The 17,720-nt window shown below is 64.0% G+C and carries 21 protein-coding genes; 10 read left to right on the top strand and 11 right to left on the bottom strand.

The genetic code is table 11. The annotated features are described in order from the left end of the window. Positions 1 to 21 precede the first annotated feature (21 nt). The gene (gene artA / locus FYC77_RS17525) at positions 22 to 1,035 is read right to left on the bottom strand and encodes an archaeosortase A (protein ID WP_149082791.1); all 1,014 of its coding nucleotides are present in this window, start codon (positions 1,033 to 1,035) and stop codon (positions 22 to 24) included. A 206-nt stretch (positions 1,036 to 1,241) separates the two neighbouring features. On the opposite strand from artA, the gene FYC77_RS17520 reads away from it, so the two are divergent. The 5 genes from FYC77_RS17520 (at position 1,242) to FYC77_RS17500 (ending at position 3,634) form a co-directional block, all read left to right on the top strand. Further along, complete coding sequence (locus FYC77_RS17520; protein WP_238387024.1) at positions 1,242 to 1,418, top strand: hypothetical protein; 177 nt, start codon at positions 1,242 to 1,244, stop codon at positions 1,416 to 1,418. Positions 1,419 to 1,498: 80 nt separating this feature from the next. Then, on the top strand, positions 1,499 to 1,909 hold the full coding sequence (locus tag FYC77_RS17515) for a DUF7124 domain-containing protein (protein WP_149082789.1): 411 nt from the start codon (positions 1,499 to 1,501) through the stop codon (positions 1,907 to 1,909). A gap of 100 nt (positions 1,910 to 2,009) precedes the next feature. Next, positions 2,010 to 2,495 carry a hypothetical protein gene (locus FYC77_RS17510; protein WP_162354552.1) on the top strand — a complete coding sequence of 162 codons (486 nt, stop codon included), beginning with the start codon at positions 2,010 to 2,012 and terminating at the stop codon, positions 2,493 to 2,495. After that, positions 2,495 to 3,046 carry a metal-dependent hydrolase gene (locus FYC77_RS17505; RefSeq protein WP_149082787.1) on the top strand — a complete coding sequence of 184 codons (552 nt, stop codon included), beginning with the start codon at positions 2,495 to 2,497 and terminating at the stop codon, positions 3,044 to 3,046. The genes FYC77_RS17510 and FYC77_RS17505 overlap by 1 nt, the downstream gene beginning before the upstream one ends. 51 nt (positions 3,047 to 3,097) lie before the next feature. Then, positions 3,098 to 3,634: a DUF5815 family protein gene (locus FYC77_RS17500; RefSeq protein ID WP_149082786.1), complete on the top strand. Its 537-nt coding sequence runs from the start codon at positions 3,098 to 3,100 to the stop codon at positions 3,632 to 3,634. 289 nt (positions 3,635 to 3,923) lie between these two features. Here the strand turns inward: FYC77_RS17500 and FYC77_RS17495 are convergent, their stop codons facing one another. The 9 genes from FYC77_RS17495 to surE all read right to left on the bottom strand — a co-directional run bounded on the left by FYC77_RS17495 (position 3,924) and on the right by surE (position 7,993). Further along, positions 3,924 to 4,178: a DUF3194 domain-containing protein gene (locus FYC77_RS17495; protein ID WP_149082785.1), complete on the bottom strand. Its 255-nt coding sequence runs from the start codon at positions 4,176 to 4,178 to the stop codon at positions 3,924 to 3,926. Next, positions 4,179 to 4,574, bottom strand: coding sequence for a prefoldin subunit beta (locus FYC77_RS17490; protein WP_149082784.1), 396 nt, complete (start codon positions 4,572 to 4,574; stop codon positions 4,179 to 4,181). 145 nt (positions 4,575 to 4,719) lie between these two features. Continuing rightward, a complete protein-coding gene (locus FYC77_RS17485; protein ID WP_149082783.1) occupies positions 4,720 to 4,989 on the bottom strand; it encodes a hypothetical protein in 270 nt (89 codons plus the stop codon). Positions 4,990 to 5,179: 190 nt separating this feature from the next. Further along, positions 5,180 to 5,449, bottom strand: coding sequence for a KEOPS complex subunit Pcc1 (locus FYC77_RS17480; RefSeq protein WP_149082782.1), 270 nt, complete (start codon positions 5,447 to 5,449; stop codon positions 5,180 to 5,182). A gap of 7 nt (positions 5,450 to 5,456) precedes the next feature. Further along, on the bottom strand, positions 5,457 to 5,591 hold the full coding sequence (locus FYC77_RS17475; protein WP_124196427.1) for a DNA-directed RNA polymerase subunit P: 135 nt from the start codon (positions 5,589 to 5,591) through the stop codon (positions 5,457 to 5,459). 19 nt (positions 5,592 to 5,610) lie between these two features. Continuing rightward, a complete protein-coding gene (locus tag FYC77_RS17470; RefSeq protein WP_149082781.1) occupies positions 5,611 to 5,874 on the bottom strand; it encodes a 50S ribosomal protein L37ae in 264 nt (87 codons plus the stop codon). Positions 5,875 to 5,916: 42 nt separating this feature from the next. Beyond that, entirely contained in the window at positions 5,917 to 6,129 is a 213-nt protein-coding gene (locus FYC77_RS17465; protein WP_149082780.1) for a hypothetical protein, read from the bottom strand. Between the two features lie 187 nt (positions 6,130 to 6,316). After that, entirely contained in the window at positions 6,317 to 7,063 is a 747-nt protein-coding gene (locus FYC77_RS17460; protein ID WP_149082779.1) for a DUF2103 domain-containing protein, read from the bottom strand. Between the two features lie 69 nt (positions 7,064 to 7,132). Further along, positions 7,133 to 7,993 carry a 5'/3'-nucleotidase SurE gene (gene surE, locus FYC77_RS17455; protein ID WP_149082778.1) on the bottom strand — a complete coding sequence of 287 codons (861 nt, stop codon included), beginning with the start codon at positions 7,991 to 7,993 and terminating at the stop codon, positions 7,133 to 7,135. Between the two features lie 143 nt (positions 7,994 to 8,136). On the opposite strand from surE, the gene FYC77_RS17450 reads away from it, so the two are divergent. The 3 genes from FYC77_RS17450 to FYC77_RS17445 are packed head-to-tail and all read left to right on the top strand — an operon-like array spanning position 8,137 to position 10,168. Continuing rightward, entirely contained in the window at positions 8,137 to 8,526 is a 390-nt protein-coding gene (locus FYC77_RS17450) for an FxLYD domain-containing protein (protein WP_149082777.1), read from the top strand. Beyond that, positions 8,526 to 8,651: a hypothetical protein gene (locus tag FYC77_RS20920; protein ID WP_274381035.1), complete on the top strand. Its 126-nt coding sequence runs from the start codon at positions 8,526 to 8,528 to the stop codon at positions 8,649 to 8,651. The genes FYC77_RS17450 and FYC77_RS20920 overlap by 1 nt, the downstream gene beginning before the upstream one ends. After that, entirely contained in the window at positions 8,648 to 10,168 is a 1,521-nt protein-coding gene (locus tag FYC77_RS17445) for a flippase (RefSeq protein WP_149082776.1), read from the top strand. Before FYC77_RS20920 ends, FYC77_RS17445 begins: the two co-directional genes overlap by 4 nt. Positions 10,169 to 10,273: 105 nt before the next feature. Here the strand turns inward: FYC77_RS17445 and FYC77_RS17440 are convergent, their stop codons facing one another. Continuing rightward, positions 10,274 to 11,734 carry an MATE family efflux transporter gene (locus tag FYC77_RS17440; protein ID WP_149082799.1) on the bottom strand — a complete coding sequence of 487 codons (1,461 nt, stop codon included), beginning with the start codon at positions 11,732 to 11,734 and terminating at the stop codon, positions 10,274 to 10,276. 318 nt (positions 11,735 to 12,052) lie between these two features. On the opposite strand from FYC77_RS17440, the gene FYC77_RS17435 reads away from it, so the two are divergent. Beyond that, positions 12,053 to 13,306 (top strand): acyl-CoA thioesterase/bile acid-CoA:amino acid N-acyltransferase family protein, encoded by a 1,254-nt coding sequence (locus FYC77_RS17435; protein ID WP_149082775.1) that lies wholly within the window; start codon positions 12,053 to 12,055, stop codon positions 13,304 to 13,306. Between the two features lie 233 nt (positions 13,307 to 13,539). After that, a complete protein-coding gene (locus tag FYC77_RS21195; protein WP_149082774.1) occupies positions 13,540 to 17,685 on the top strand; it encodes a DNA topoisomerase I in 4,146 nt (1,381 codons plus the stop codon). Positions 17,686 to 17,720: the final 35 nt, after the last annotated feature.

Below are 17,720 nucleotides of genomic sequence, written 5' to 3'. Positions count from 1 at the left end.
GTCGGGTGAGAGTCGCGTCGGTCATCGGTCGGTATCCGGGCCGCCGTCGGCGCGTACTTCCTCTTTCCCGAGGGCCTCGAAGAGGTCGTACTCGTTGCCCGTCAGAACGTAGAGGATGTCCTCGAGTGGCTCGAGGACCTCGGGAACGATCCTGACGACGAGGTAGGTGATGGCGACGAGCGCGACGACAGACAGCGTCTGAGCGATGTAGTTGTGTGCGACGAGAAACGAGACTCGTTCGGGTTGTGCGCCCATGTAGGTCGTCATAAACGAGACCAGCCACTCCTGTTGGAACCAGCCCCACGGGGAGGCCAGTCCGATGAAGACGTTCCGGACGAGATTCAGGAGCCAGATGATGCCGACGGCGAGTGCGATCCCGGTCAGCTTGCGCCGAAGTGGAGCCTTCACGGCGGCGATCAACCCGGCGAAGATGGCCATGCTCCCGATCCCGGTACACGCGAGGACGATGTACGTCGTCCGTCCGGTGACCGTCTCGTCGGGATCGAAGTCGAACCGGCTGTAGTAGCCGTTTGCGCCCTCGTTGATGCCGGGACTGTGGCCCAGAAGCTCCATCCCGGTGTGAGTCTGGGCGGCGGTCGTCTCGATCAGCCACTGACGGACGAACGGGATCGTCTCCGCGGGGAGATAGATCAGTCCCATGATCGCGACGGCCTTCGAGAGCAACAGAAGCGACTGTCGACCGCCGTAGAGCAGGTAGCCGGTATAGACACAGAGCGGTAACGCGGCCAGCGAGAGCACGGTCTGGAGGGGGCTTTGCGCGTCGTAGTAGTAGTACGGCACCATCGTCAGCCAGAAGACGCCGAAGACGAGCCAAGCCGCCGCCGCGAGAACCCGGGCCGCGTCCGACTCGCCACGCCACTGGAGCACGACCGCGAGGAAGAACGCACCGATGGCGATCCAGGCGAGCGCGTCCGTCACCCCTGACTCGAGTACCGTCGACACGATCGACGTCACGCCGATGAACTCGGGGCTGGCGGCCGGTACGGATTCGACCGCAGCCGATAGGGGCGGCATGTTCAGGCTGAACGAAGGACTCTCTTGCTATCAACTTGACGCCTCGTCGCAACGACCGCCCACTCGAGTGTCGGGCCAGTTCGACCGGAGTCGGCCTACACGACCGAAGCAATTAAGTGATGATATGCTAGTTGGTAACAACACACATGTCCTTCAGCGACCGTTCCGCGAGTGAGTTTCCGTGCCGGGCTCCGACGCTTCGTCGTGTGGAGACGATCGAATCGGGAGCCACGGTAAAACACGTCGATCAACTCGAGGCCGCGGCGCTCGAGGAGGTCCGCGAGATACTGGCCGGCGAGCGCTCGACGGTTCCACAGGCGAGTACCCTCGAGGAGGGCGAGGTCATCGTCTTCACCGACTACTACCGCGTCGAACGGAGCTGACGGGGCTAGCAGATCGTATACGACCTCCCGTTGGGGGACGTATCGAAGCCGTTTTCCCCAGTGCGGCCGTTCGTTCGGGTATGAACGGCGGCAGCGACATGACTCTCGCGTTCGAACTCGAGGCGCTGAAGCAACTCGCCTCGCCCGAGTCCGTCTTCGAGGACGCTCGAGGGTGGACCGAGTACATCGGCGTCGTCTCCGAGAAACCGACCTACGTGGTGACGAACTTCACGCGAAAGAACCGGATCCGTCAGGACTTCTTCTCCGGCCCACGTGGCAAAGCCGAGAGCCTCGAGGGCGTCAAAGACCAGTTCGACACGGACCGATACGTCTTCGTGGGCGTCGACGAAGACGACGAGACGCTGGCCGACGCCGTCGGCTGGGAGTACCTGGCCATCGAGGACGCCGCCGAGGCAGCGGAGTGGGTGGTGGCGACGACGGCCGACGGCGAGGACGACGACGCCGAACCCGTCCGCGACGACTGGCCATAGCATCGCGAGCGCTTTCGCACTTTCGTTCTCCCGGCGTCCGTTCGTTTCGGCACTCGCACGTATTCGAATTATTTATATCCGACACACCAGTCTGAAATAAGTGGCTACGATGGAGCCGCGACACCGAATCCTCGGAATCGTCGTTTTGCTCGTCGTGACGGGTGGGTTTTGTGTCCAGTTTGCGGCGACGGATGTCTGGACGCCGAGCCAGTCCGATCTCGCCGCCGATCCGGTGGCGCACGACGGCGATCAGGTATTGGTGTTCGGCACGGTCCAGAGCGTCGAACCGGACCGCGACGCCGTCGTCGTCTCGGACGGAACGCTCGAGGCTCGAGTGACGGACGTCGATCCGAAGACCGTATCCGGACTCGAGGCGGGCGGCGAGATTCAGGTCGCCGGCACGTTTCACGCCGAACCGTCGACGATCGCCGCAGACGAGGTCGTCGTCGACATCGAGGGGGAAAGCGATAGACGGTACGTTTACGGAACGTCGATCCTCGGAGGATTGCTCGCCGTCGTCGCCTTCCTCCGGACGTGGCGGATCGACGTTCGCGGTTTCCGGTTCGTTCCGCGGGGTGAGCGGTGATGGCCGAACTGTTGACCCACGTCCTCCTCGCGTACGCGGTGTTTACCGTCCTCGGCTGGTACGTGGAGTGGATCGACGACCGCTGGATCGCGGTCGGAATGGTCGGATCGATCCTTCCGGAACTGAACCGGCTGGCGCTCGTCGTTCCGAGCGGGTGGGTGTCGTCGGTACTCGGCGTGCCGTTTGCGTGGGATGGACTCCACACGGTCGTCGGTACAGCGTTGCTCTCCGGGATCGGTGCGCTCCTGTTCGGGTCCTCGACTCACCGAAGGCGGGCGTTTCTCGTCCTGTTCGCCGGCGGCCTCTCGCACCTGATCGTCGACCTCCCCCAGCGGTACGCGGACGGGAAACTCCTCACCAACGAGTATCTATTTCCGCTGACGACGTGGCGACCGCCGACGCCAGGGTGGTACGTCTCGGCCGATCGGTGGGTCCTCCTCCTCGCGGTGGGCGTCACGCTCGCGATACTGCTCCTCGATCGGTACCGATCCTGGCCGTCCGATGCGGGTTCGGCGTCGACCGGTACGGTTCCGGACCGCGGACAGCCCTGACCGCCCGCTCGAGTCGCCGACCTTATGGCTTCGCCGGGCGAACGACGGACAATGGCACAACCCCGCGTTCCCGGCTCCGATCCTGATCGGCGTCTCGAGGTACCGTGTGGGGAGACGATCGATCCCCACGACATCGACCTCGGGATGCGCGAGTGGATCTGTTCCGACGGTACGCATCACGCCGTCGTCACCGACGTCCACCCACCCTCTCGATTTTTCCCCGAATCGCTCGTCGCCGTCTTACGGGAGACGATCGACACGGCGGATGAGTTCGACCAGTTCGGCACACCACACCTCATGGGCGTCGTCATGGAGGAGTTTCCGGAGAAGGTCGTCGTCTACGACGCCAGCGACGACGGCGCCGTCGGCTATGCCATGCTATGGATCACCGAGTTCGACGCCCGCCGACTTCACGAGATCGTCGTCGAACTCGTCGTCGAACTGATGGAACACGCGATCAGCCACGCCGACGACGACGAGGCGATCGGAGAGTTCGAATCCCAGATGCTCGAGTTCGATATCGGCGAGTTTGTCGACCAGTACCGGGCCCAGCGGGAGTTCGAGACCGAACACGACCGGGCGTTGTAGTCAGAATCCATTGGAGCCGAAGACTGCGGTCCGTACGGCGCGACGGATCCGACTGGGGAAGCCGATTCGACTCACCGATTTGAGACCGACCGGAAAACCGCTTCGGCCCGGTTTTCGACGAGACAGACGGCTCTTCGATGCAGAGACCGTCGTTCGCGGTTCGTCACTCGAGAGCAGAACACGGCGTGGCGCGGCCCGTCGGATCGCACTCCCAAGCGTCGACTGATGAGCGAAATCGACACCAACCGCGTGCGTTCGCCAATCAGTGCAGGCCTAAGAGCCAGTACTACTACTCTTCGAACAGTTCGTCGACCGCCTGCTGGGCAGTAAGCGCCGCGTCGTCTGCGACCTGCTCGGGGTCCGGCCCAGCCACGTCGTCCGGAACGTTGAGGTAGACGTCCACCTCGAGGATACCGTCCTCGAAGTTAACGGTGACGTCGCAATCACGAACGTTCGACTGCTTATACCGCGAGAAGATCAGCCCTTCCGCGGCGTCGGAGGCCGTCTGGACGACCTCCTCGTCGGTCGGTTCGTCCTGTGTCATTTACGCGCCGCCGGCACCGGGACCGCCGGGGCCTGCCGGGCCGCCCATGCCGCCTCCACCGAGCAGTTCTTCGAGTTCCTCCTGGAGCCCCTCGAACTGCTGCTGGACGCGATCTTCCTGTTTCTCGAGCGTCTCGAGTCGAATCTCGAGGGAGTTGACCTTCTCGTCGAGTTCCGCTTCGGCCTCGTCGTACTCGGTCTCGACGAGGAGTTCGCCGACCTGGCGGTACATAGCTGTCTCCTCGTCGATCTCGTCGAGTTGCTCGAGGGCGTTTTCGGCTTCGGTGAGACTCGATTCGGCTTCCTGTTTCTGGACGGCGACCGTCTGTGCGGTCTCCTGAAGGTCCTGGAGCTGTTCGATCTTCTCTTGTGCTTCCGGTGGAAGATTGCCTTGCATGATTCGACCCTCGCCCTCCGGACGTAAAAAGTCAAGCTTTCGTGTCGAAGAACGGACCTGCTGGGAGCACCAGCCACCCGCTTTCCGTTGGTTCATCCTCCGGTAAATGTCGCGGATTTTACCTCACGTCGCGTCTACCGGACGGTCAGTTCCACTCCATCGCGGCCGCGCCCTTCTTGCCTTCCGTCTCCCGCCGTCGTTTCGTATCGCTGTCCGAACGAGTTTGGTCCCGTGGCGGGCGATCCACCGGCTCAGTTCGCGCCATCGCGCGGGCACCCGAGAACGCGGCCACAGCGAAACAGAAGATCGCCAGGAGCGCAAAGCTTGATCCGCCGACCAGCACTATCCCGATTCCGAGGGTCACGCTCACGAGCATCGTTTTCCCGTACCGGTTGAGCCGGGAGAGATATCGCATCACCCGATCGAATGTGTCGGACGACAGATGGATCTTCCGGTGATCCAACGGGTTTCGCTCGACGGCCCGCCTGCGACGACTCGAGCGACTACCGGCGCGTCGAAACCGGCCTCATACGGGTTACTGTACGTCGTTTCCGGCGCAACCACCGGACGGCGGTCGCGCCGGTACATCGGTACAGCAGCCCGTATCACTCACCCGTTTCGAGCGTCCGGGTACCGGTGTCGGCCGTCCGCTCGGCGACGTCGACGAGCGAAAACCAGGTGTTGAGCGCCGCTCGAAGCGCGACGACGTCCTCGGCGTCGATCTCGAGACGCACCGTCTCCGCCTCCCGGTCGATCGTCGTCCGTGATCGCTCGTCGTCGATCTCGCCGACCTCGCGGGCGACGCTCTCGGCGACGATACGGGCAGTCGACGCGCTCTCGTAGTCGAACTCGAGGGTCGCGTCGTGAGAAACCACGGGACGGTTACTGGACGCCGACTTCCTTGACGTCGCGGCTGCGTTCTTTCAGGAGCACGCGGTGTCCGCAGTACGGACAGCGGACGCCGCCGTACTCGTCGAGCTGGACGTCACGTTTGCAACGGGAGCACTTGTAACTCATGCGTGGAATGGGGGTGGGGTTACTCGTCGTCCTCGGAGAGTGCAGCGCGGATCGACCGCTTTACCGTTCTGCCGGCGGGTGTCTCCGGACGGTAGGCACCGCCGGTAAAGACTTCGCCGGTTTCGTCGTTCTTCCAGATTCCGGTTCCGACGCGGGTGACGGAGTCGCCGTCGACTTCCGCGTTCTGCATGTCGTCTTCGATCTCGCTGACGCGACGTCGTGCCACCCGACCGTAGCGTGCGCCAAAGCGGCCCGCGCTACCGACTTTTCCTTTCTTGGCCATAGTACTGCTATCTATTGCCAGCGGATTCATAAAGCTGTTGAGTCACGTCGATTCCTCCGACGAACGCTCGGCAACCGGGCCGACGAACAGTTCGCCGACGATCAGCCCGAACGCCGCGAAATAGCCGATCGGGGCGAGAGGAACGGCGAGCAGTCCGGTTCCGACTCCGGTCGTCGTGACGATCGATCGAACGACGAATCCGCTCATCGCGAGCATCGGGATCATCGCCAGGATGGCGTCGGCGCGCTCGATCATGTCTAATGAGATCTCATTAGCGTGAGGCGGATAAGGGCCCGACAACCAGCAGGGAGTGTCTCTTCCATCGACTCGTATCTCTCGAGAGAGCCGTCGAAACGGACGCGACCTCCGATCGGGTCGTCAGCCGTCCCATCGAGTTACCTCGTCGCTCGGGAGTCGAGGCGGTGTGTCCGGCGGACGAGCGTCACTGAAACTCCGAATCGGCGAGTACGTCGTTGAGATCCTCACGGATCCGTTCGCCCATCTCACGGTCTCGAGCCGTCGTCACGACGCGATTCTCCTGGACGCTCGAGCCGTCCCGGATGAGCATGCGGACGTTGCCGCCGTCGTCAGCGCGAGTGACCTTCGCCCGGAGACCCGACTGTGAACCAGTACCGCCGGCGTCGATGGGGCCGGGAATGACCTTCTTTACGTGTGGGTGGTCGGCCACCGCGTGGATCGCACGCATTCCCGTGCGGCCGCCGATGAGCGTCGAGTGGCTCCCTCCGATTTTCTCGGCCGGCGGCGTCTCGACGACGTCGAGCGCGCGCTTTCCCCGACGCTGGAGAACCGCCTCGACGGGGTCGTCGTCGTCGACGCGGTAGAACGGGTAGTGGACCTTTCCGCGGACGGCTCGGATCACCGACCGGGTCCCGCCGGCGTAGACCTCCTCCGGGCGCTTTCGTCTGATCTCGTCGGCGATCAACCCCGCGAAGTTCCGGAGTTCGACGATCTCGTTCTCGCCGTCTTCCGGCGTCGTCGTCACCGTCGTCTCTCCGAGTCTCGGGTCGTCGTCGCGGGCGAACGCCTCCTCGTCTTCCTCGGCGAGCATCGTAAGCGTCGCGCGATCGCGCGCCGCCTCGAGCACCACCGCAGCGGTGTTCCGTTCCCGGCAGACGAGACAGTAATCGCCGGGTTTCTCGAGCGGCGACGCGCAGTGACGACACTCCATACCGATGATTGTCGACGACCCTGTAAAACCGCCGCGTTTCGAGTCGGCCGTGGACCGACTCGGCCCGCGCTACACCCAGCGTTCGAGCAGGTCGCAGACGACATCCGACTCGACGAGGTCGGACGGGATCCGTAGCGGCGAGATCGAGACGTTCCCCTCGAGAAGGGCGTGTCGGTCGGTGTCGGGCGGATCGGGGATATCCCGGTTAGCCATCTGCTGCCAGAGGCGATTCGTCAGTCGAAATCGTCCGTCCTGGGCGGTCGCATCCATCTCGTAGACGTCGGTCGGCCGCGTGATCTCGAGGGCCGCCGAGGACCCCTCGGGCGTCGGAACGTTGACGTTGAGGTAGTCGACGCGGTCGAACAGCCCTGTTCCGGGCGCATTCTCGACGATCGCTGCCGTCACGTCGGCGGCTTCTGAGAAGTCCCCGGGCTCGAGCGGTTCGGCCATTCCGAGGGTGTCCATCGAGACGGCGATCGACGGCACGCCGAGAAACGCGGCCTCCATCGCGGCGCTTACGGTTCCCGAACGTGCGAGGACGTAGGTCCCCAGATTCGCTCCGTCGTTACAGCCCGAGACGACGAGATCGGGTGCTGGCTCGAGGGCGTTGACGCCGACGATGGCACAGTCACAGGGCGTCCCGTCGATGGCGTAGCCGAGTTCGTGGTCCGTGTGGGGGACCAGGGACGTAAACTGCCCGTCGGCCATGTCGATCGCCGAGGACTCCCCGTCTCCGGAGAAATCCGGTTCGTCGGTCGATCCCGTGCGGCCGTAGGACAGCGATCGACCGACAGCGCTGCGGTCACGATCGGGTGCCACGACGGTGACCGATCCGACCGTCGAGAGTGCGTCGTAGAGGGCTCGAATGCCCGGCGCATCGATCCCATCGTCGTTCGTCAGGACAATTTCCGGCTCGGCTGGCAACTCCATACGAGGTTCGTTCGGGGTGCGACGGTATACGCGTACCTCTCGTCGGCCCCGCACGGAGTACCTTTCGTCGACCCCACTCACCCCTGTCGACCTAACGTCGACGTCCAGAACCCTCAAGACTCGGCCCGCCGAACGGAGAATAGATGTACCGTCGCGGGTTCCTCTCGCTGTCGCTCGCGGTCGCGGTTTCGGGCTGTCTCGAGTTCCTCGAGGACAACGGGGAGGAGATCACCGAACCGGCCGACGTCGAAATCGCCTGGTCCGATCTCGTCCGGGACAACCCCGGAACCGAGGACGAACGCGTCTACGTCTGGGGAGTCGTTCGAAACGTCGGCGATCGAACGCTGAACTACCTCGAGATCCGGGCGACGTTCTTCGACGAGGAGGGTGAACAACTCGAGAGCGTCATCGAGAACGTCGACGAGGACGTCACCTCGGGCGAGGAGTGGCCGTTCGAAATCGAGTTTCCCCGCTTCGGCGAGGAGGCGGCCACCGTCGAGAGCTACGAACTCGAGCCGGCGACGGGGGTCTGATGGCTCTCTCGATGGGACTCGAGGGAGTCCCTCCACCGGTGTCGACCGCGGCCGATCCGGCGACGCCGAGTGGGGGCAACCTGCTGATGCGGTCGGCGGACGAAATCACTGGAACGGGGCCATGACCGATCAGGACGAGGGCGTCTCGACGCTCGCGAAGCAGGGCAGTATCACGTTCGTCGGGAACGTCGTCAACGGCGTCTTCGGCTTTGCGATCGTGATGTTGATGACGCGGTTCGTCAGCCCCTCGGTGTACGGACTGTTCGTGCTCGCGACGTCCGTCATCCTGTTCATGCAGGTGTTCGCGAACCTCGGATTGCCGCTTGCGATCGACTACTTCGTTCCGCAGTATCTCGACGAAAAGGAGTACGGCAAGGCGAAAGGTGTCGTCGTCCAGGTCACCGCGACCGTCCTCGTGACGTCGTCGATCGTCGCGTTCGCGCTCGCGGCCAGCTCCGAACTGTTCGGCGAGCTCTTCCAGGAGCCCTCGATGCGGATCGCGCTGTTGTTCCTCTCGGTGACGATCCCGATGCTCGCGATTTACAACGTCTTGCTCACCTCCTACTACAGCATCAAGAAGCTCCAGTACCGGGTCATCATGCGGGATCTCGTCCGTCCGATCGTCCGCTTCGGCGTCACAGCCGGGCTCTTGCTCGTCGGGTACGGGCTGCTCGGCCTCATCGTCGGTTACGTCGTCGGGCTGTTCGTCGCGATCACGATCGGCGCGGCCGTCTTCACCTACAAGGCCTGGGATCTGCTCTCGAGACCCGTGGAGTTCGTCTCACCGGGTCCGCTCGTCACGTACTCGGTTCCGCTCGCGATGACGAGCGTCGTCTTCGTCCTGATGGGTCACGTCGATTACTTCGTGCTGGGCTACTTCCTCGACTCCGACGATGTCGGGATCTACCGCGTCGGCTACATGCTCGGTTCGGGGCTGATGATCATCTTCAACTCGCTGTCGCCGGTGTTCAAACCGCTGATCGCCGAGACGAGAGACGACATCGAGCTGGTCGAGCGACGGTTTCGGATCATGGCCCGCTGGATCGCGGGGATCACGCTTCCCATCGCGATCGTCCTCTCGCTGGGTGCGAGTTCGTACCTCGCCGTGCTCTATACGCCCCAGTACGCCGAGGCCAACGCTGTCGTCGCGTTACTCGCCGGCGCGTTCCTGTTCAACGTCACCTTCGGCGGTCCCGACGGCTCGTTGCTCCAGGGGCTTGGCTACTCCCGGATCGTCTTCGCCAACACGCTTACGCTCTTCGGGGCGAACTTCCTCGCGTCGGTAGCGCTCGTTCCGGTTCTCGGCATCGAAGGCGCGGCGATTGGATCGGCGACGGCGCTGTTTCTGGTCGGCGGACTCACGCTGTTCGAGATCTACTACCTCGACGGCATCCACCCGTTCACGCGGGACTTCGCCAAGATCGTCGGTGCCGGCGTTCCCGCGGCGATCGCCGGCGTTCCAGTCGTCTACTTCCTCGAGTCCGATCTCCTCGTCGCCGCGGTCCTTCCGATCGCCGTGGTCGGGACCTATCTGTTCTCCCTGATCGCGACCGACGCGTTCACCGACGCCGACGCCCAGATGGCCGCCGAGTTCAGCCCGACCCTCGAGAAGTGGCTGCCGGTCGGGCCGTTCGATCGGTGAGGGGTCTGCGAAACCGGTGTGGACGACCGCCATACGGTTTGCCTTCCCGATGTCCTGGTGTGTCACTGGACGGGTCGCGGTCTCATCGGAAATGACTTACACCGATCAGTCGTCGACGAACTCAGCGTCAGTCTCGGCTTCGCGTTCGCCATGTTCGGTCGCCCCGGCGTCCGCTCCGTCGTCGACGATCCCTTCCCGCCAGGTACCCAGCCGGAACCAGACGACCGCGACGGCGAAGGAGGCGACCATGCCGAAAGAGTACGCCCACCAGATCCCTTCGATCCCGAGGTCGATCCCCGGTACGGTCGGGATCGTCACGCCGAGTATCGGGATCGTCACGGCGGTGAACGCGAGCACGAGCGCGACGGGCACCCGAAAGATCCACCGCGAGAGAAACGACAGCACCATCGCCTCCCGGGTGTTCCCGGCCCCGCGGAACGCGCCCTGGATCACCATCACGCCGGCGAACAGCGCCCAGAAGGGGGCCATAATCCGCAGGAAGACGACGCCCTCGGCGATCACCTCGGGGTCCGCGACGAACACCCGCATGGCCTGGGCCGGAAACGCCATCAGCACGGCCGCGACGGCGAAGATGACCAGCATCGTTCCCGCCGTCGCGGTTCGCGCTACGGCCGCGGCGCGGTCGGGCGTCTTCGCGCCGAGGTTCTGGCCGACGCCGGTCGCGGTCGCGTTGCCGACGGCGCCCGATACTGCCCACGTCACCGACATCAACCGAACGCCGATCCCGTAGGCCGCCGTCGGAGCGGCACCGAACCGGGCGACGAAGCCGGCCATCGCGACCGACGCGAAGCTTCGGGCCCAGCCGTCGATCGTCGCCGGATAGCCGACGTCGATCAACTGTCGCAAGATTCCGACGTCGGGTGTGAGATCGCCGGGCCGCAGTCGAACGCCGAAACTCCCGTCGAGCAGAATGTAGATCCCCGCAACCGCCGCGATCGCTCGCGAGATGAACGTCGCGACCGCCGCACCACGGGTCCCCATCTCGGGGAACGGCCCCCAGCCGAGAATGAAGAAGGGATCGATCACGACGTTGACGCCCGCCGAAATCAACACGAGCCACATCGCCGTCTTCGTATCCCCGGCACCTTGTAGCGAGGAGCGAAACGCGAAGAAGAGAAAGGTCAGCGGCAGCGCCAGGAAGATGACCTCGATGTACGCGAGCGCCTCGACGAACACCTCGTCGCGAGCGCCGATCAGCCACAGCAGCGGCCGACGAAAGTAGAGGCCGATGGCGGCGAGTACGCCCGAGACGGCGAGCGCGAGCAACACCGTCTGTGCGACGACCTTGTCCGCCATCCGGTCGTCGTCGGCGCCGACGTACTGGGAAACCAGCGCGATAGTCGCCGCCGTCAGCCCCATGGCCGTCGAGACGAACATCCACGAGAGCGGGAACATCAGCGAGACGGCCGCGACGGAGATGCCGCCGTCACCGATCTGGCCCACCCAGAACATATCGGCGAGGTTGTAAAACGTCTGCAGGAGGTTCCCGAGAACGAGCGGCCACGCGAGGTGTAGCAGTTTCGGAGGAATCGCCCCCGTCGTCATGTCGACGCGCTTGCGCTCGGTTTCCGGATCCGTCTCTCCCACAAGTCGTGCTCCTATCCGTCCCTCGCCCGGACACCTGAAAAGAACTCGGCTCACGGTCCCGGATTGCCGCGATCGCCCCGCTGCGTTCGGTCGGCAGTCCCTCGGCGCGTCCGCGGCCGGTGTCGGGGTTTCGGACCGACCGCGAACGCTCGAGACGATCCTCCGCGGACGGCGGCCACTATCCGCTCTCGAATCGGGCTATCGGTCCCACACTGGACGAGTAATATTATATATGGTATAACAAAAATTTAAAACATATTATCGAGTTGTTCGCATATGGAAACATCTGGGGGAAAGCTGGCGGATGCAAATCGTCGTCGATTTCTCGGCGTGGTTGGTGCAGGTGTCGTCGGTACGACGAGTGGTTGTCTCGGCGAGGTCCGGTCGATAGCTGAAACCGAACCGACGTTCGACCACCCCGAGTCCGTCCGGATCGACGAACGGTTCTCGCTCGAGATCAGCGGACTGCCGTCGGGCGAGGAAGTCGAGGTGACCGCGACGGCGGACGACGACAACGACGTCACGTGGTCGACGACTGCGACGTACGAGGCCACCGACGGCACGATCGATCTCGAGGCTGACGTCCCGGTGGACGGGACGGACGACGACGCGGGAACGATGCAGTTGATCCAGTCGATGGAGACGGTCGACGGGGAGGGATCTACCTACACACCGCCGCCGGAAGAGACGCTCTCGCTCGAGGTATCCGCGGGCGACGACGTCCTCGGCGCGTCGACGATGACGCGAACCTTCGGCGATCCGGAACTCACCGTGACGGAACTCGACGGTGGGCCCGCCGGAGTGGCGTTCGAACCGCCAGGGTCCGATCCAGTACCCGCCGTCGTGGTCCTACACGCATCCGAGGCGGAACCACTGACCGATTACGCGCGAATGCTCGCATCGAACGGGTTCGTCGCCCTCGCACTCCACTACTACGGGGCCGAGGGGCTCCCGGACGAACTCGTCGAGGTTCCCCTCGAACTCGTCAACGAAGCCGCGGCGTGGTTGCTCGATCACGACCGGGTCGAGGACTCTCAGGTGGGACTGTTCGGACGGGCGAGGGGTGGCGAACTCGCGTTGTTGGCCGGGAGTCGGTTCGATTCGGTCGGCCCCGTCGTCAGTCTCAACGGGAGCGGGGTCGTGGTAACCGGACTCTCGCCCGGACACGCGACCGAACACGCCTGGACGCTGGACGGCGAACCCATTCCTCACTTTACCGGCGACGACGAACGCGAAGAGGCGGCGATCGCCGTCGAGGAGAACGACGGCCCCGTGTTGCTCGTCTCCGGTGGCGAGGACCTGCTGTGGGAGTCGACTGAACTCACCTCCGTCGCCGAAGACCGTCTCGAGGAACGCGACTTCTCCCACGAGTACGATCACTTGGTCTTCGACGATGCCGGCCACGCAATCCGGTATCCGTACGTGCCGACGGGGAACCGAGAGAACCTCCAACTGGGTGGTACGTCCGCCGGATACGCGGAGGCCGATGGGACCTACTGGCCTCGGGCACTCGAGACGCTTCGATCGTAGTTCGCCCCGATGTGGCGTCCATCGATACGCCGGTGGGGAAGCCGTCGACCAGTACGCCGATCGAATAGCCGGTGGTAACTCCTCACGCGCGTGGCGCGACCACGCGCACACCCGCGCTGTCTGTTGGTTTTGGCGAAAGCGTTATCAGATCCTCAGTCGTAGCGAGCGACGATGCAGGATATTCGCCCGGGCACTTTTGTGCCGACCGCTCGAGACCGGAGAGGTGATCGCCGGTGGAACTGATCATCACCGAGAAGGACAACGCCGCGAGACGAATCGCCGACATTCTGAGCGGAGAGAGCTACGACTCGAGTCGGGAGAACGGGGTCAACGTCTACGAGTGGGGTGGGAAACGCTGCGTGGGGCTGTCGGGACACGTCGTCGGTGTCGACTTCCCGTCGGAGTACTCCGATTGGCGCGACGTCGAACCGGTCGAGTTGATCGACGCGGAGATCGAAAAGACCGCCACGAAAGAGAACATCGTCGCGACGCTTCGTATCCTCGCGCGCAAGGCGACCCGCGTGACGATCGCGACCGACTACGACCGCGAGGGCGAACTCATCGGCAAGGAGGCATACGAGATCGTTCGCGACGTCAACGAGGACGTTCCAATCCGCCGCGTTCGCTTCTCGTCGATCACCGAAAACGAGGTCCAGAACGCCTTCGACCAGCCCGAAGACCTCGACTTCGACCTCGCTGCCGCGGGCGAGGCACGCCAGATCATCGACCTCATCTGGGGTGCGGCGCTCACCCGATTCCTCTCGCTGTCGGCCGGCCAGCTCGGCAACGACTTCATCTCCGTCGGCCGGGTACAGTCGCCGACGCTCAAGCTGATCGTCGACCGCGAGCGCGAGATCCAGGCGTTCGACCCCGAGGAGTACTGGGAACTGTTCGCAGACCTCCAGAAGCAGACCGACGGTGCCGACGCCTTCGACGCGCAGTACTTCTACCGGGACGAAGACGACAACGAGGCCGAACGCGTCTGGGACGAAGACGTCGCCGAATCGGTCTACGAGACGCTTTCCGAGCGGGAGACGGTTACCGTCGTCGACGTCAATCGACGGACGCGTACCGACGCGCCGCCGGCACCCTTTAACACGACGCAATTCATCCGCGCCGCGGGCTCGCTGGGCTACTCCGCCCAGCGGGCGATGTCGATCGCCGAGGACCTCTACACCGCCGGCTACCTCACCTACCCGCGGACCGACAACACCGTCTACCCCGACGACCTCGATCCGGAGGAACTGCTCGACGACTTCGTCGGCCACCCGACGCTCGGCGAATCCGCCGAAGACCTCCTCGAAGCCGACGAGATCGCCCCGACGGAAGGCGACGAGGAGACGACTGACCACCCGCCGATCCACCCGACCGGCGAGATCCCCGCCCGAGGCGACGTCTCCGACGACGAGTGGGAGGTCTTCGAACTCGTCGTCCGTCGGTTCTACGCGACCGTCGCCGACGCCGCCGTCTGGGAACACCTCAAGGTCGTCGCCGAAGTCGGCGATCACCGGCTGAAAGCCAACGGGAAACGCCTCCTCGAGGCCGGCTACCACGACGTCTACCCGTACTTCAGTACGTCGGAGAACTTCGTCCCCGACGTCGACGAGGGCGAAGAGCTGTCGATCGATGCCGTCGAACTCGAGGACAAAGAGACCCAGCCGCCACGTCGGTACGGCCAGTCTCGGCTCATCGAGACCATGGAGGACATGGGGATCGGAACGAAATGCCTCACGGCGGAAACGAACGTACTTCACCGCGACGGGACCGACGACGTCGTCCGGACGCCGGTGTCCGACCTGTTCGACGACGGCGCAGTCGTGATGGCCGACGGAGATACCGAAATCGCGATCAACGAACACGGCCCAACGTCGCTCTCGGTCGACGAAACGACCGGGCGTGTCACAGAGCGAGAGCAGACGCTAGTGAGTCAGCGCCCGCTCGAGTCCGACGAGTGCGTGGTTCGGGTTACGACCGAAACCGGGTCGCTTTCGGTGACGTCCGACCATCCGATGTATCTCCGTACGGACGACGGATTCGAGATCGTCCCCGCCGCCGACGTCGCTCCGGGTGACCGGCTGCTGTCGACTCGACCCGCCAACTGTGTCGAATACGACGAAAACGACGTCGTCGCCGACTGGTCCGAGTTCGCGACCTCGTGTACGATCTCCTCGAAGCTGTACGGGATCGACTGTCGCGATCGACTCGCCGACTATCGGGGGGAGCGAAACGAAACGCAGTACGATCTCGCCGAGCGAATCGGTGCGGATCGACCGGCGATCAGCGACTACGAGAACGGGAAACGCGACGTCCCGGTGTGGATCCTCGGCGAACTCGGGATCCGCCCCGAGGAACTCCACGGTCTGAACTACGATCAAACCGTCGAGAACCCGTTCCCGTTACGGTGGAGTCCGACGCTCGCTCGCATCGTTGCACACGTGCTGGGCGACGGCTCGATCCACGTCAACGAGGACGAGAACGTCGTCGACGTCCGGTATCACAACACCGACCGCCATCTCATCGATCGATTCGCAAGCGACGTCCAGACGCTGTTCGGGTTCGAGCCGACGATTACGGAGCGTGACGGGCGGGAGGACCACCACAAAACGAAGTACCAGGTGAATCTCCCGGCGGCCGTGGGCCGTCTCTTGCGGTTCGTCCTCGAAACGGTGATCGAAGACGGACGGCCGATCGTGCCGGAACCGCTCGGGCCGACGTTCGTCGGCGCACTGTTCGACGACGAAGGCCACGCTAGCCTCGACGGCAAACTCTTCATCTCGAACACCGACCACGAACTGCTCGAGGCGGTGTCGGAGATGCTCGACCGCCGCGGAATCGACTCGAAATTGGCTCCTGGTCAGCACAAGCTCCACGTCCGTGGCCGCGAGAACCTCGAACGGTTCCTCGACGTCGTTCCCATCGCTGCGGACGAGAAGTTCTATCGCGGCCTCGACGCGCTCCAGGAGTACGACGTGACTCGACGCAAGGCGCGGATACTCGAACTGACGTCGGCGGAACCCAAAACGTCGGACGAACTCGCCTCACAACTGGGCGTCTCTCGAGCTCGCGTGAACGAGTACGTCCGATCGCTACGCGACGCCGGGTACGTCGAAAAGCGTGTGGAGGGCAGTAATCGATCCACCAGTGGACTCCGGACGATCCGATATGCTGCTACGGCGTTCGACGACACGATCTACGCGGCCGTGCTGGGTCGTCCGTCCGGCGTCGAGGTCATCGATGTCGAGGAACGCGAGTACGACGGCTATGTGTACGATCTTACGATCGACGAGAGCGCACCCAACTTCGCCGTACAAAGCGGTACAGTCGTCCACAACTCCACGCGACACAACACCATCGAGAAGCTCTACGACCGGGGGTATATCGAGAGCGACCCGCCGCGTCCGACCAAGCTCGCGATGGCCGTCGTCGACGCGGCCGAGAACTACGCCGACCGCGTCGTCAGCGAGGGGATGACCGCCCAACTCGAGGCGGACATGGACGCCATCGCCTCCGGCGAGGCCGGGCTCGAGGACGTCACCGACGAGTCCCGGGAGATGCTCGAGGAGATTTTCGCGAGTCTGGCGGACTCGCGCGAGGAGATCGGCGACCACCTCCGCAAGTCGTTGAAAGACGACAAGCGACTGGGGCCGTGTCCGGAGTGTGGCGAGGACTTGCTCGTCCGTCGAAGTCGTCACGGCTCGTACTTCGTCGGCTGTGACGGCTATCCGGACTGTGAGTACACCCTTCCGTTGCCCTCGACGGGAAAACCGCTCATCCTCGATGACGAGTGTGAGGAACACGGCCTGAACGAGGTGAAGATGCTCGCAGGTCGCCAGACGTTCGTCCACGGCTGTCCGCTCTGTAAGGCCGAGGAGGCGGGTGAAGGGCCGATCCTCGGCGACTGTCCGGAATGCGGGGACAGCGCGACGTCGGGAACGTCGCGAGACGAAGGCGGTGAAACCGCCGACGAACACGGCGGCGAGTTAGCGATCAAAACCCTCCAGAGCGGCTCGCGGCTCGTCGGCTGTACGCGCTATCCCGACTGCGAGTACTCGCTGCCACTTCCCCGCCGAGGTGATATCGAGGTCACCGACGAGTACTGCGACGAACACGACCTTCCCGAACTCGTCGTTCACAACGGCGACGAGCCCTGGGAACTGGGCTGTCCGATCTGTAACTACAAGGAGTTTCAGGCCCGCGAAAACGAGAGCGGAACAGACCTCGAGGTTCTGGATGGACTCGGAGCGAAGACCGCCGAAAAGCTCGCCGACGCGGGTATCGAGAGCATCGACGAACTGGTCGACGCCGATCCGAACGACGTCGCCGATTCGGTGGACGGCATCAGCGCCGACAGGGTGCGGACCTGGCAGGCTGACGCCTGATACGGTCTCTTATCGTCAGTTCCGTGAGGGACTGC

It is taken from the genome of Natrialba swarupiae, from assembly GCF_008245225.1.
Taxonomy (GTDB): domain Archaea; phylum Halobacteriota; class Halobacteria; order Halobacteriales; family Natrialbaceae; genus Natrarchaeobius; species Natrarchaeobius swarupiae.
Note: the sequence above shows the minus strand (reverse complement) of the source record. Positions and strands in the feature narration are given on the sequence as shown.

Excerpts from the sequence above, each read along its gene's own strand:
- artA (WP_149082791.1), bottom strand. The coding sequence starts at position 1,035 with ATGCCGCCCCTATCGGCTGCGGTCGAATCCGTACCGGCCGCCAGCCCC.
- FYC77_RS17515 (WP_149082789.1), top strand. The coding sequence starts at position 1,499 with ATGAACGGCGGCAGCGACATGACTCTCGCGTTCGAACTCGAGGCGCTG.
- FYC77_RS17505 (WP_149082787.1), top strand. The coding sequence starts at position 2,495 with ATGGCCGAACTGTTGACCCACGTCCTCCTCGCGTACGCGGTGTTTACC.
- FYC77_RS17500 (WP_149082786.1), top strand. The coding sequence starts at position 3,098 with ATGGCACAACCCCGCGTTCCCGGCTCCGATCCTGATCGGCGTCTCGAG.
- FYC77_RS17495 (WP_149082785.1), bottom strand. The coding sequence starts at position 4,178 with ATGACACAGGACGAACCGACCGACGAGGAGGTCGTCCAGACGGCCTCC.
- FYC77_RS17490 (WP_149082784.1), bottom strand. The coding sequence starts at position 4,574 with ATGCAAGGCAATCTTCCACCGGAAGCACAAGAGAAGATCGAACAGCTC.
- FYC77_RS17485 (WP_149082783.1), bottom strand. The coding sequence starts at position 4,989 with ATGCGATATCTCTCCCGGCTCAACCGGTACGGGAAAACGATGCTCGTG.
- FYC77_RS17475 (WP_124196427.1), bottom strand. The coding sequence starts at position 5,591 with ATGAGTTACAAGTGCTCCCGTTGCAAACGTGACGTCCAGCTCGACGAG.
- FYC77_RS17470 (WP_149082781.1), bottom strand. The coding sequence starts at position 5,874 with ATGGCCAAGAAAGGAAAAGTCGGTAGCGCGGGCCGCTTTGGCGCACGC.
- FYC77_RS17465 (WP_149082780.1), bottom strand. The coding sequence starts at position 6,129 with ATGATCGAGCGCGCCGACGCCATCCTGGCGATGATCCCGATGCTCGCG.
- FYC77_RS17460 (WP_149082779.1), bottom strand. The coding sequence starts at position 7,063 with ATGGAGTGTCGTCACTGCGCGTCGCCGCTCGAGAAACCCGGCGATTAC.
- surE (WP_149082778.1), bottom strand. The coding sequence starts at position 7,993 with ATGGAGTTGCCAGCCGAGCCGGAAATTGTCCTGACGAACGACGATGGG.
- FYC77_RS17450 (WP_149082777.1), top strand. The coding sequence starts at position 8,137 with ATGTACCGTCGCGGGTTCCTCTCGCTGTCGCTCGCGGTCGCGGTTTCG.
- FYC77_RS20920 (WP_274381035.1), top strand. The coding sequence starts at position 8,526 with ATGGCTCTCTCGATGGGACTCGAGGGAGTCCCTCCACCGGTGTCGACC.
- FYC77_RS17445 (WP_149082776.1), top strand. The coding sequence starts at position 8,648 with ATGACCGATCAGGACGAGGGCGTCTCGACGCTCGCGAAGCAGGGCAGT.
- FYC77_RS17440 (WP_149082799.1), bottom strand. The coding sequence starts at position 11,734 with ATGACGACGGGGGCGATTCCTCCGAAACTGCTACACCTCGCGTGGCCG.
- FYC77_RS17435 (WP_149082775.1), top strand. The coding sequence starts at position 12,053 with ATGGAAACATCTGGGGGAAAGCTGGCGGATGCAAATCGTCGTCGATTT.